The organism is Paenibacillus sp. JT31N11, assembly GCF_056269285.1.
This window is the reverse complement of record NZ_JBWDNQ010000020.1, coordinates 36745-49778: the sequence shown is the minus strand read 5'-3', so window position 1 is coordinate 49778 and position 13034 is coordinate 36745. Positions and strand designations below refer to the sequence as shown.

At 51.2% G+C, this 13034-nt stretch carries 10 protein-coding genes; 6 read left to right on the top strand and 4 right to left on the bottom strand.

What is annotated here, in order from left to right; all coding sequences use genetic code 11:
- Positions 1-17 precede the first annotated feature (17 nt).
- The gene (locus tag AC0YNV_RS35885; protein WP_475772334.1) at positions 18-1001 is read right to left on the bottom strand and encodes an ABC transporter permease subunit; all 984 of its coding nucleotides are present in this window, start codon (positions 999-1001) and stop codon (positions 18-20) included.
- 231 nt (positions 1002-1232) lie between these two features.
- Positions 1233-3569: a helix-turn-helix domain-containing protein gene (locus AC0YNV_RS35880; RefSeq protein WP_475772333.1), complete on the bottom strand. Its 2337-nt coding sequence runs from the start codon at positions 3567-3569 to the stop codon at positions 1233-1235.
- 242 nt (positions 3570-3811) lie between these two features.
- On the opposite strand from AC0YNV_RS35880, the gene AC0YNV_RS35875 reads away from it, so the two are divergent.
- From AC0YNV_RS35875 to AC0YNV_RS35865, 3 genes are all read left to right on the top strand, one after another.
- Positions 3812-5962 (top strand): right-handed parallel beta-helix repeat-containing protein, encoded by a 2151-nt coding sequence (locus AC0YNV_RS35875; RefSeq protein WP_475772332.1) that lies wholly within the window; start codon positions 3812-3814, stop codon positions 5960-5962.
- Between the two features lie 187 nt (positions 5963-6149).
- Positions 6150-6383, top strand: coding sequence for a helix-turn-helix transcriptional regulator (locus AC0YNV_RS35870; protein WP_475772331.1), 234 nt, complete (start codon positions 6150-6152; stop codon positions 6381-6383).
- Positions 6380-6676: a hypothetical protein gene (locus AC0YNV_RS35865; protein WP_475772330.1), complete on the top strand. Its 297-nt coding sequence runs from the start codon at positions 6380-6382 to the stop codon at positions 6674-6676. The genes AC0YNV_RS35870 and AC0YNV_RS35865 overlap by 4 nt, the downstream gene beginning before the upstream one ends.
- A gap of 136 nt (positions 6677-6812) precedes the next feature.
- Here the strand turns inward: AC0YNV_RS35865 and AC0YNV_RS35860 are convergent, their stop codons facing one another.
- Positions 6813-7364 (bottom strand): GNAT family N-acetyltransferase, encoded by a 552-nt coding sequence (locus AC0YNV_RS35860; RefSeq protein WP_475772329.1) that lies wholly within the window; start codon positions 7362-7364, stop codon positions 6813-6815.
- A 353-nt stretch (positions 7365-7717) separates the two neighbouring features.
- Here AC0YNV_RS35860 and AC0YNV_RS35855 point away from each other — a divergent pair, with 353 nt between their 5' ends.
- The 3 genes from AC0YNV_RS35855 to AC0YNV_RS35845 all read left to right on the top strand — a co-directional run bounded on the left by AC0YNV_RS35855 (position 7718) and on the right by AC0YNV_RS35845 (position 11757).
- Complete coding sequence (locus AC0YNV_RS35855) at positions 7718-8716, top strand: phosphotransferase enzyme family protein (protein WP_475772328.1); 999 nt, start codon at positions 7718-7720, stop codon at positions 8714-8716.
- Between the two features lie 181 nt (positions 8717-8897).
- Positions 8898-10175, top strand: a complete 1278-nt coding sequence (locus AC0YNV_RS35850) for an MFS transporter (protein ID WP_475772327.1) — start codon at positions 8898-8900, stop codon at positions 10173-10175.
- Positions 10176-10299: 124 nt separating this feature from the next.
- On the top strand, positions 10300-11757 hold the full coding sequence (locus AC0YNV_RS35845; protein ID WP_475772326.1) for a sensor histidine kinase: 1458 nt from the start codon (positions 10300-10302) through the stop codon (positions 11755-11757).
- Between the two features lie 21 nt (positions 11758-11778).
- Here the strand turns inward: AC0YNV_RS35845 and AC0YNV_RS35840 are convergent, their stop codons facing one another.
- Positions 11779-13020, bottom strand: a complete 1242-nt coding sequence (locus tag AC0YNV_RS35840) for an MFS transporter (protein WP_475772325.1) — start codon at positions 13018-13020, stop codon at positions 11779-11781.
- Positions 13021-13034: the final 14 nt, after the last annotated feature.

Genomic DNA, 13034 nt, shown 5'->3' with positions numbered 1-13034 from the left:
ATCGGTCGATGCTCCTTCTAAAACAACGCATTGTCTTTATCGATGCGGCGGACAAAATAATTGGCGGTTACGACCGTGATCAGCCCCACCACCGATTGCAGGAAGCCAACAGCCGCTCCAGAGTTAATATCCCCGAGCTTGGTGAGCGCCCGGTAGACGTAGGTGTCGATGACATCCGTGGTCGGAAAATTAGGTCCGGCGTTATTGGGCACGAAATAATGCAATCCGAAGTCGCCCCGGAAAATATTGCCCAGCCCCAAAATAAACAAAATAATAATGAGCGGCTTCAGCAGCGGCAGCGTAATGCGCAGCATCATCTGAACGCGGGATGCGCCATCGAGCCGGGCGGCTTCATAATAATCGGTGTTGATGCCGGTAATGCCCGCGTAATACACCAGTGTCGAGAAGCCGACACCCTTCCAGACGGCGACCAGCGGCAGGATGAAGATCCACGGCGTGGTTTCCAGGTACCAGTTATGCGTGGACAGTCCCAGGGATTCGAGTACCGTATTAAGGTAGCCATTCTTCGTATCCAGGAAGGCATTGGCGATATAGCCGACCAGAACCATGGAGATGAAGAAGGGCAGGAACATCGTCGTCTGGTAAATCTTGATCATCCGCCCCGACAATTCATTAAGCAGCAGGGCGAAAAGCAGGGCGACCACGGTTCCCAATATGATGTATGAGATGTTGTAGAGCAGAGTATTGCGGATAATCCTCCAGGCATCCTGGGCTTTGAAGAGAAATTCGAAATTTTTGAGCCCCACCCATTTGCTGCCGAATATCCCCTGGTCATACCTGTAAAATTTGAAGGCCAGAATCAGTCCGATCATGGGAATGTAAGCAATGACGAATTTGAACAAAATGCCAGGCAGCGCCAGCAGCAGCAGCTCCCGGTTCTTCTTCAGATGCTTCCATTCGTTCGTGAACCATCGCCATCTGGCGGGCGGCGTCTTCTCCATCGTAAATCTCCTCCATCTGTCGTTTAAGCTGTCGCTCATGCCGTTCATGCTCCCATCATGGCATGGCCGGGTATGTCGGATATATAATAAGATCTTCGAAAAGCTATACGGCGGGAGTGTACAATATTCGAATTCATGGATTTTCCTTGAAAATCAAGCTTTAACCAAACTGCGGGTGCTCCGCGACCGGCAGTTCTCCCTGAATAAATAAAGCCCTCTGTCCGCTGGGAGCGCAGGACAAGAGGGCTGAGGGACATCTCTGATGGCGAATCAGGAGATTGATTTTTTCATCCGGTATTCTTTGGGTGTACTGCCGAACTTCCCTTTGAACAAACGGAAGAAGTAACTCTGGTTGGCGTAGCCGCATTTCTCCATCACTTCCGCAATCGTAAAGCTGTCGTTCTGCAGCAGTATCTGTGCATGCCGCAGCCGCACGTCGTTCATGTATTCGGTGATGGATATTTTGAAGCTGTCCTTGAAGAGCTTGCCGATATAGGCCGAGGTCAGCTTGACCGTGGAGGCGATGGACTGCTGGCTCAAATTGATATCGGCGTATTTCTGCTCGATTAATTCCTTGATGGTCTCAAGCACCATCTCATTTCGTTCCATATTGGAGGGCTTCTGGCCCTCGCATATTTTGGCGCATATGGACAGGAGGGAGATGTACATTTCCTCCAGTGTTTCACTCTCCTGGGGAATTTGTTGAATATAGTCCATATCCACATTAATCGCGGCAACGCGATTATTCATAATATCCGTAGTCGCGTTCTTGATAATCCAGCCCAGATTGGACACCGCCCGGAGCATATCGTCATACGGGAAGGCCGCAATCAGAGAGAAGGCCTTCTCCAGCTCGTTGCCGACCGCGGTCATCTGTCCTTTCTTCAAGGCTTCGGACAGCTTCTTCTCGATCGTATCCGGCAGGGACCTCTGCGTTCCGGCAAGATTCTCGCGGATATCCCCGGAGGTGATGATGGAGCCGCTCCCCTTTACAATACTGTATGAGCTCAGCTGCAGCGCCTGGTTGTAAGCCGCCGAGATGAATGGGAACTGCGAGATAACTTCACTGATCCCGCAGGATAAGGAGAGATTATAGTACTGCTTGACCGTCTGCTGAATATCGCGGAGCAGCGGCGTGACGCGCTTGAAGATGGCTTCAATATCACTTTCGCTTCTGGACACGATCAGGACTACATGATCTCCCCGTACCTCTACGGCTTCGCACGGATAAACCCCGGACATGATTTCCTGCGCAATGTTGACCATGGCGAAGCTGTAAAGCTTCTTGTTTTCCCCTTTTGTATTCCGGTCATAAGCGGCGTACCGGTCGATTCTCAGCACGCAGACGAGGAGCTCATCCTTCAACGAGATATTCAGCTCATGCTTCTCGATCAGATGCTGCATATCGTTATGGGAGAACATCTGGGAGTCGGTCAGAAATTTGCGGATATAATATTTACTCACAATCTGCTCGGAGCTGATCTCCTGAAGCTTCTCCGAAAGACGCAAATATTGGTCGCTCATCAAGTGAAGTTCATCCCGGGAGCGGTGCTTGGACTGCCGCCCGCCCGTGGTGTGAAGATGAATCCGCTGGAGCATATTCTCGATAGGATGATACAGCTTATAGGACAGCCAGATCGACAAGCCAATGGACAGGAGGAGAAAAATACCGGCTATGACCAGCGATTTGACCCGGGTGCTCGTGACTTCCTCCATCAATTTGCCGTAGGACTGCACATAGAGAATGGTCCAGCCGCGGATGCTGTCATCCAGATAGGTAACCATGCTCTTGCTCCCGCCGATATCTCCGATAACGAAACCGGACGATTGCCTGGAGGTTTCCATGTCCCGGCTGAGCAGCTGTCCGATTTGCGTCTGGTTCTCCCCGGGGGAGGAGGTTTCATTATGATTCGACGAATATAAGCGGCCATCCTGAGCCTTGATATAAATCTGGCCCTGCTCGCGGCTGCTCACGATGTTCATTTTCTTCAGACTATCGAATACCCAGTCGGATTTGATGAACAGGATAATTGCGGATTGGGAGCTTGCGAAGGGCTTCAGGGAATCGGTCACAATGAAGGCGAAGGTATCGATCTGGCCGTTCTCCGTCTCCAGGCTCATGGGAATCAACCGGGAGGTCGGGAGCGTATGGCTGGTATCGAGCAGCCAATTGCGGATTTTGGCTTTCATGATTCCGCCATCCAGCAGGAAGGTGCTTGTCGTGCCGTACAGCTCCGATTGCGAGTGATTATAGACGACCATGGAATGCAGGAAGGAGGAGCTCTCCAGAATATTGGTCATCTGCCGGTAGCTGCGGATCATGTCCATCTTGGGCAGGCCATCATTGAACATAAGGGAGATCAGCAGATTGTCGCGGTAAACAAAATTAGACAGATGGGTAATGATCTCATTCATATACGATAAATTATATTGAATTTGCGAGAGCACCTTCAGATTGGACTCCTCCTGGATGTTCTTCACCGATCGCTCCAGGATATAAGTATTGGTTACAGACAGGGCCGTCAGTACGATAACCATCGAGATCATAATGGAGAACATGACCCGCTGCAGGTATTTTTTGGATCTGTAAAATTCAAATATCTTCATTAACTATCTGCCCCCTTACCGTACGAAATATATTGTAACCGCTTTCCAGCCGGCTGTCATCGGAAGGATTAACAATATCGCGGGAAGACGGAAAATATGCAGGGATTCGAATATTGTACATGGGAATTGTACATCTTTTCGAAGATCGTATTCTATGATTGAACCGCTTAAACATGTCATGATGGCAGCAGCATGCATATATTCGGACGATTGATGATAACGTGGAGCATGAGGGAGTCTGATTGGCAGCCAGGCGGCTTGCGGTGAATCCCGTTATGGGAGTCCGCTTAAGGGAGAGGGGAACAGCGATGACTGACGGAGCTAACGAGTTATATGTATCCGTACTTCATGGAGACGACGGCAATGCCGGCACGAAGGATAAGCCATTCCACAGCATTGAAAGGGCCAGCGACGAGCTTCGTTCAAGAGCACAGAATGGCAGCTTAACGGGAAATGCCGTCGTGTGGGTCGGCGGAGGCGATTACGAGCTTATCAGCCCTCTTCATTTCGATGAGCGGGATTCCGGCAGCGGCGGATGTACCATTACTTACTGCAATGTAAGCGGAGAGCATCCGGTTCTGGTCGGAGGCCGGATTTTAGCGGAAGGGTGGTCACGCTACAGGGAAGGAATCTACCGCATCCATCTGGGAACCGGACATTCCTTTCATACCTTGTTCGAGAACGGAGTCCGATCGCATAAGGCCCGAAGTCCCAAAGCCGGCTATTATGCTGCAGCGGGCAATGGCAGGGGCAAAGGCGGCGGCGATTTCTCGTTTCACCCGGAGGATCTGCCTGAACGGATCGATTGCAGCAGCGCGCAGGTGCATATCTGGCCGGGAGAAGGGGAATGGAACTGGTTCACGGAGACGAAGTCCGTAGCGGCAGTTGACTGGGATGAAGCCGTTATTTCGCTGAAGGAGCCGGCGCCCTGGGGGATCGACCGCGGCTCCCGCTACCGGCTCCAGGGTGCGCTTGAGCTGCTGACCGAGCCGGGCGAATTCCACTTCGATGAACAGGCGGGGGAGCTATATTATTATCCCAGGAAGCTGCCGATCGAAGATCAGCGGATTGTTGTTCCATCGGTGAAGCGGGTCCTGGAGATTAAGGGAAGCTCCTGTCAAGCCCCTGCAAGGAACCTGATATTCGAAGGCTTGACGATTGAAGGGTCGGATTTTACGGATGAGTATCGTATGCCCCATAACAATTGCGAGCATCCGGAAGCGAGGGAAGGGCTTGTTTATATGGAAAATGCCGAGCATATCGCCGTTCTCGGTTGCCGTCTGCGGCATTCCGGCTTCAGCGGGGTTATGCTGAACGGAAGCTGCCGGAGCAACCGCATCGAGGGGAATCTGATCGGGCATATCGGACATAATGGCATTTATCTGATTGGAGCCGAGCCGGGAGGCGGGCCGTTCAAGAATACCGGAGAGTCGTACACGAACAAGCTTAACAGCATCCGGAACAACTGGATACGCAGCTGCGGAGAACTGGTCGGACACGGCTCGGGCATCCAATTGTACCAGAGCGGAGACAATTGTATTGTCCATAACCGCATCCATGACATGCCCCGCTACGGCATATCGGTCAAAGGGCTCCGTTATCAATTGATGGAGGGCAGTTACTACAACGAGGAAGTAACGTGGGACAATCATTGGGATTTCCTCCATGCCCGCAATAATCTCATAGCCTGGAACGATATCTCCGATGTGATGAAGGACAGCCAGGATGGCGGCATGTTCGAGTCATGGGGGGCCGGAAGAGGCAACCGGATAATCGGGAATCGGTTCCACCACAGCGGGATTTATTTTTCCTTCGGATTTTGCATTTATCTGGACGACGCCTCGGATGATTATTTGATCGCTCATAATGTCATACATGATCTCTTCAGCGCGGGCAGCGGCGTGCTGTGGTTTGTGATATTCGCCAAAGGCATCGGCAGCCGCATCGAGAATAACCTGCTTGTCCGCAACGATGCCAGGGCGGCGTTCGGCACGCAGGAGATGGCGGGGGAAGCGAACCGGGATATTGCCCTAGTGCGCAACATTGCCTGTGATTCCGGGGAGCAGCTGTATCATTTTGTGAATTGGGACGACAGCCGCCTGCTGGAGGCGGATTATAATATCTTTTACAGGGGCGGGCAGGAGCCGACAGTTACGGGAATCTACGGCGACGACAAGATGGGCCGTTCACCGGTGCCCTGGGAGGCATGGCGGAAGGTGATGGGAGGCAAATTCGATGCCCATACGTTGGAAGCCGATCCTCAGCTGCTTGAAAGCGAAGACGGAATGGAATTCCGATTGTCTGCGGATTCTCCGGCCTATGCTCTGGGCTGGGAGACGATAGATATAATCCGTATCGGGCTCACGGATGAATTTCCATTCGAGGAGAAATAGCTCAATTGTGGCGGATGACAGCCTTCTCCGAATGCGGGCAGTTAATGAAAAAGATGAAAAACCTGAACCACCTGAAAACAGGTGGTTTTAAAATGCAATTTAGTGTAAAGCAGGCTTTACATTAGGTAAAGTTTGTTTTACAATAAGTAAAGCAAACTTAACTCGAAGAAAGGAGATGGGACTGGAAATGGGGGAACAAAGCCGGCAATTAACCAACCGGATTGCCGTTTTAAGATCCGAACGCAAAATGACCCAAAAAGATTTGGCTGAAAAGGCTGGCGTAAGCAGGCAGACCATCATATCGATTGAGAATAAAAAGTATACCCCGTCCTTGACATTGGCTTTTGAAATCGCAAATGCCCTTGGGGCGGAAATAACCGAAGTGTTTCAATATGCAAACTATAATGGAGGAGATTCATGATGGATACGATAATAACGCTGACCAACGGTTTGGCTGGAATCGCTTTTTTTATATTTGTAGGGCTTATTATTTTAGTTGTCAGAGAGGGAAAGGACGAGCGTGCAGCACTTTTAGGATATAAGCTTTTCAGCTTCTTATTTGTTTTCCTGCTTGGCGGTCTGTCCCTCATCATTTTGTATACAGGCTGGAGAGCGTTGGATTATGAGTTGCTGCGGGTTTGTATGACAACGTTAATGTCTTTAACGGTCGTTGTTGGTTTTGTTTATTGGCTGATACTCCGCAGAAAATATTAGCGGGACAGGAGAACGCAACCATTTTGCTGCCGGGAGCATATAGACTTAGCAGCTATCCTCCAATATAAAAGATGAAGGGCTGCCATTTGGCAGCCCTCCCCGATTTGTCAACAGCGCTTGCAGGCGCCAAGCAACATCAGTATTTAAAATCTTCTTTTAACAGCCCCATGATAACGGTATCGTAGTATTTCCCATCAATAAAGGCATCATTACGCAAACGCCCTTCGACAACAAAACCGCATTTTTCATAGGAGCGGATTGCACGCATATTTCCACTCCAGGTATCGAGCTGCACACGATTGAGATTCATGGTCTGGAACAAATAGCGGATGAGCGCCTTCAAGGCATCCGATCCGTAGCCGTTGTTCCAATATTCTTTATCGCCTATTCCGATGCCTACCGTACAGCGCCGGGAGATAATGTTCAATTCCCTGTAAACAATCAAGCCGATATGCTTCGGATGCTCCCCTCGTGTATAGATACTGAATTTCCCCTCTTCACGCTTGTCCAGATTTAGTATTGCTTTCTCATAAGAGCCTTCCAATTGCTCGGAGGGAATATGGCTAAAGCGAAACAGGCTGGTTCCTGACTCTAATTTCGCGGTTTCCTCATCGTTGCGCCATTCGTATGTTCGTTTAAAGTCTTCCAGCGACACAGGCCGCAATTCAACTTTCGTTCCCGTAATCAAAGGAGGGACACCGTCCTTCTATTTGTTTTGTTGAGTATTATAGCTTCATGCAATGCCGCCAGTCAATTTGAGCCAGTCCACAGACCGGTATGGGGAGATGAGCGGATAAAATTTCCTTTATCTCCGGATGATAACAGGAATTAACAAAATAAAGGCGAATGTATATTCGTATATTTACTGGCTATGACGATTAGGACGATAAGCTCGGGCAGGGGGACGGGAAATGAGAAAACCGGAATGGGTGCGCAAGGACGGATTTCATTTGGTCGGGATTGAGCGTTATACGAGCGCAGGTCCACAAGCGATTCGCTTGGCATGGGATGAATTTCGTTGAAAGGACAGGTTTGCACCCTATGACTCAAGATGTGGAAGAGAACTGGGCAGCGGAAATCGCGGTTCATCTTAAGAATCGGTTTGGACTATCGGTAAGGGAAGCGGCGCCGATCGATAAGGGCTGGCTCAACGTTAAGTGGAAGATGATGACGGACCAGGGACCGGTATTTGTCAAGTATTATCACCCGGAGCGCTACAAGCTGCATGCGCGTCCCGAGAGAAGAAGCGCAATCGAGAAGACGCTCCAGCTGCAGAACGGGCTGAGCGCCGCCGGAATACCATGTCCAGGGGTTTACCTTTTCAACGGGCAGTTCATACAGGAAACGCCTTCGGGCTTGTTTTATACGGTGCTGGATTGGGTGGACGGGTACACGGCTCAAGCCGGGTGCCTGAATGCCGCTCAAATGTTTGAATTAGGCGCGGCGGCCGGGCGAATGCATAAGTGGCTGCGGTCCGTACCGCCGTTGGACAAGCCTGCCTGGAAGCCGGACAAGGACGCCTATCTGAGAGAATGGCAGGACAACTGGGAAAAGGCGCAGGCGGCGGAAGATAAGACTGTGATGGAGTGGCTCAGGCGGTCACAGGCCATTGTATGGTCAATGGATTTTCGCATGTTTGAATCAAGCACGACGGGATGGCTGCATTGGGATTTGTGGGTGGATAACATGGTGCTGAATGAGCAGGGATTGGCCGGTATTGTCGATTTTGACCGCATGTCGATGGCGTACCAGGAAATCGATGTGGCCCGCGCGGTCCTGTCGGGGGCTTTGCTGGACGGCCGGATGCGGTTGGAGGCAGCCCGGGCGTTTATGGACGGGTACCGTGAACAATTGGAAGTGCCGCAAGGCACACTCACCCGGGGGATGCGCATGCTTTACCTGATCGAATCCCTCTGGTGGCTCCGTACGGAGGTTCGCGCGGAAAGCGGGCTGCGCGGGCTGCTTGGCCGGTTTATCGAAGAAATACATTGGATCGAGGATCATTGGACATCGCTTTCGGAGCAATTGGATACGGTGTAAATAATGACAAAGTATTTAATTAAATCAGTCCCTGGAAGGAGGAAAACAGGCAGAAGGAACGTATAATTAGGGATGGGGAAAAAGTGAGCTGTAAAATAACCATATGTGGAAAAATTCACAAGATCCCTGGATGAGTTTCCAATATATTTTAGGATATGAATGAATGAGGAGGTTAATAAGTTTGGATACACAACAGAAAGGCGCTGCCGCGCCGAGTCTTCTCGGCAATCGTTTCCTGCAGACGATTCTATTATCCAATGTGCTGCTGCAGCTCGGCATTTGGGTACGTAATTTCGCGATTCTCCTGTACGTTGCGGATAGAACGAACAACGATCCGTACGCGATATCGCTGATCAGCATAGCGGAGTTCGCGCCTATTTTCGTATTTTCGTTCATCGGAGGCACGTTCGCCGACCGCTGGAAGCCGAGGTTGACCATGATCTGGTGCGACACGTTGTCTGCGGTATCGGTGTTCGTCGTGCTGCTGACCATTCATTTCGGATCCTGGCAATCCGTTTACCTGGTCGCATTTATCTCGGCCATTCTCTCGCAGTTCTCGCAGCCATCAGGCATGCGGCTGTTCAAGCAGCATGTGCCGGAAGAGCAGCTGCAGCAAGGGATGGCATTGTTCCAGTCTCTGATGGCAATCTTCATGGTGCTTGGGCCGATGATTGGTACCTTTACTTACAGCACGTTTGGACTGGAAACATCAATAGCCGTTATGGGCGTGGTCTTTTTGCTTTCCGCTCTCGTCCTGTTCCGCCTGCCCCAGGATAAGTCGGAGCCGCGGGCAGTGGCCGTAAAAGGTCAGTTCCGCAAAGAATTCGTCGAGGGCTTCCGTTATGTCTGGCAGAGTCAGGTGCTTCGGATGCTCGGACTGGCGTTCGTACTGGCCGGTCTTGCCGTGGGCGTTGCCCAGGCGCTCAATCTGTTCATCGTCACGGAGCGACTCGGCAGGGATAAGGAATTTCTGCAATACCTTCTGATGGTCAATGGTGTCGCCATGCTGATCGGAGGCGGGATCGTAGCTGTTTTCGCGAAGCGTGTCGCACCGCAGCTTCTGCTTGCCATCGGCATGCTGGTTGGGGCCTTATGCACGGTCATTGTCGGGTATTCGACGAGCGTGCCAATCACGCTTGCTGTGCAATTTCTGAACGGGCTCGTTTTCCCCTGCATTCATATCGGGATCAGCACGATGATCCTGAAATGGTCGCACGCCTCCATTGTCGGCCGGGTGAATGGGGTGCTGAATCCTATGTTCGTCGGCATGATGGTCGTCTCCATGTCTTTTGCCGGCGTGTTGAAGGATGCGTTCTCGCTGGTATCGATCTATACCGGCTCAGGCTTGCTGTTCCTTCTCGGCGCATTGGTCATGATGCCGATCATGAACCAGAAAGCACCGGAGCACGCGCAAGCGGGCCTGCCGGTCAAAGCCGAAATGGACATGGGAGCCGGTTGAGCAGTATATGGTGCATGTATGGAATGGAGGAGCTGCTTCGGAGCGGCTCCTCTTTTTTTATGTTCTGTTAAGGCTGCTTTAAGTTGGGGGATGGATAATAAAGGAAAAGCAATCGGAGGACTTTATGACAATCCGCTTGAGGTTGACTTTATTATACTCATGCATCCTGGCTTCCACTTTGCTCCTGTTTGGCGTTGCCTTATACAGCTTCTTACAGCTTTATATCTTTAACGATCTGAAGTCGTCGCTTAAGGCTCAAACCAATGCTTTTCAGGAAAACGCCCAATATAAACTGGAGGTCGACCCTTCTGGCTGGGATCTATCCATCCGGTTGGATAAATTCGATACGGTACAGACGGGTATGTATATCCAGGCGGTCAATCTGATCAATGGCGCTCAAGCAAGGTCAATAAACCTGGGAACGGTCGAGCTGCCCTTTTCCCATAAGATGCTTGACGAGAAGAAGCAGGGCTATTATGTCACTACAAAAGTCCAGCATTCGCTCTTCCTCATATATAATGATCCATTGATGCTTGACGATCACGTAGTTGGGGTCATACAGTCGGCCTATAATATAGGCGTTATAAGCAAATTTTTATCGATTTTGCGGTTTCTTCTCGTTTCCCTCTCGCTCCTGGTTGTAGTCGTGGCTTCGTACATCGGGTGGCTGTCAGCCAGGCGGTCCCTGAAACCCATCTACAGTTTAATAGAAGAGACGCAGCAAATCCAAAGCAGCGAAGATTTGGGCAAAAGAGTACAATTTCAGAACGCCGCAGATGAAGTCAGTCTGTTAAGCAAAACGATTAACGGAATGCTTGAACGCATTCAGACGAATTACGCCGAATTGGACAGATTATATGTAAATCAGCGCCGCTTTGTGGCAAATGCCTCCCATGAATTGAGAACTCCGCTCACGACGATTAGCGGAAATGCCGAGTTTCTTCAGAAAATATGGACGGCTTACAATGGAACGTCAAACCGCCTGACGGACAAAAATGAGATGGAGCTGTCTGTGGAGGCGCTTAATGACATCGTAGATGAAGCAAACCGAATGAGGAGATTGTTTAATGATCTTCTGCTCCTTGCAAGAGCGGATGCGGGCCAGCAAATACAAAAAAACAGCTTTGAAGTCAAGCCAATTGTAGAAGCCGTCGTAAGAAAAGCGCAATTAATCCCCAAATCGGTGCATTTCAGGGTAGAAAATATGGAGGTGCTGGAGGGTCTTTATCTTGCAGGCGATAAGGATTATCTTCAACAATTGCTGTTCCTGTTTCTTGACAATGCATTTAAATTCACCCTGGAAGGCTGGGTTGAACTCCAAACCTCCGCGACAGCGGACCATATTGTCTTCACGATCAGCGATAGCGGCATCGGGATGGCTGCTCACGAGATCCCCCATGTATTTGAACGGTTTTATCGTGCCGATACCTCAAGAGGGGTTACGCCCGGTACGGGTCTTGGATTATCCATAGCCAAATGGATTCTCGATGAGCACGAAGGCAGCGTCGAGGTGCTGAGCAATCCCGGCAAAGGCACTTCCTTCGTTATCCGTCTGCCGATTCTCCAAGGGCAGGCGGATTAAAATAAAGCAAGGCCGCGGCGGTTATGTCACGGCCTTGCTTTTGTTGACGGCAGCATCGGCATCGGCACTGCCGGGGATTGCCGGCTTGAAGGAGAATGTTCGGTTCCTGACCAGTACGGCAATGATCAGCATGCAGGTGCCATTGATCAGAAAAACGGCAGGAATGGAGATCAAATTGGCTAATAATCCGCCGGTCACCGGACCGAGCATCAATCCCATCTGGGTAGCCGATTGATTGAGGCTGAAGGCGCGGCCGCGAAAGCCGGAATCCGTCGCACGGACGATGGATGCGCTGATCGCAGGGTAGACGGCGGCGAAAAAGAAGCCGTAGACGAAGCGTAAAACCCCGAAGCTGACCAGGTCATGAAACGCGATTTGCAGCAAATTGCCGATGCCTCCGCCCGCCAATCCGATGAGGAGAACCTTCCCGTAGCCGATCCTTCCCCCGATTTTGCCCCATATCGGAGCGGCGATTAACGTCGCGATACCAACCGATGAGAAGATAATGCCTGAGCTGAGCGTGGCCGACCCTTCGGAGGCTCCCAGCTTCAGCACATACGCCGTCAACAGCGGCTCGATGATCATCACGGACGTGGAGACAGCCAGCGTTATGCCCAAAAGGACCATCAGTCCGCGGTTCGACGCGCCTTCCTTCAAGTCTGCGGATATTTTCCGCCGCGTGGTGGACGGCGTTATTTTAACCTCCTTCACCCAGATGATAGCGATGAAGAAGGCAATGAAGACAAGCCCAGACGAGACTATGAACGCTTCGCGATTGCCGACCCACTGGCTGACCAGACCACCGGCAAGAGGACCGATGATGCCTCCCGCAGCGGTAGAGGTGGACAAAATACCGAGCGCGTAGCCCGCATGATTTTCCGGCGTGTTGGTTGCGACCAGGGCGACGGTAGCCGGAATATATCCCGCCAACAGACCTTCCAGAATACGCACGGCGATCAGCTCGTAGGGATTCTGCACGAGAAAATAGAGCAGATAGGTGGCGGTCAGGCAAATGCCCGCACGAATCATCATCGGCTTCCGCCCATAGCGGTCGGCAAGCGATCCCCAGAAAGGGGCAATTAGCGCGGCGGCGAGAAAGGTGATGGCAAAGGTAACGCCGGTCCAGGTTTCAAGGTGATCCTGCACGCCCAACTGATCGTGCAGGAAAATAGGAAGGAAGGGGATCGAAACGGAGTAAGCGGTGCTGACGAAGAAGGAGCCGACCCATAAGACCAACAGATTGCGCTTCCAGGAGAACGTCATGAGTAAACACTTCC

Coding starts and splice junctions, on each gene's coding strand:
- AC0YNV_RS35885 (WP_475772334.1), bottom strand. CDS start 1,001: ATGAGCGACAGCTTAAACGACAGATGGAGGAGATTTACGATGGAGAAG.
- AC0YNV_RS35880 (WP_475772333.1), bottom strand. CDS start 3,569: ATGAAGATATTTGAATTTTACAGATCCAAAAAATACCTGCAGCGGGTC.
- AC0YNV_RS35870 (WP_475772331.1), top strand. CDS start 6,150: ATGGGGGAACAAAGCCGGCAATTAACCAACCGGATTGCCGTTTTAAGA.
- AC0YNV_RS35865 (WP_475772330.1), top strand. CDS start 6,380: ATGATGGATACGATAATAACGCTGACCAACGGTTTGGCTGGAATCGCT.
- AC0YNV_RS35855 (WP_475772328.1), top strand. CDS start 7,718: ATGACTCAAGATGTGGAAGAGAACTGGGCAGCGGAAATCGCGGTTCAT.
- AC0YNV_RS35845 (WP_475772326.1), top strand. CDS start 10,300: ATGACAATCCGCTTGAGGTTGACTTTATTATACTCATGCATCCTGGCT.
- AC0YNV_RS35840 (WP_475772325.1), bottom strand. CDS start 13,020: ATGACGTTCTCCTGGAAGCGCAATCTGTTGGTCTTATGGGTCGGCTCC.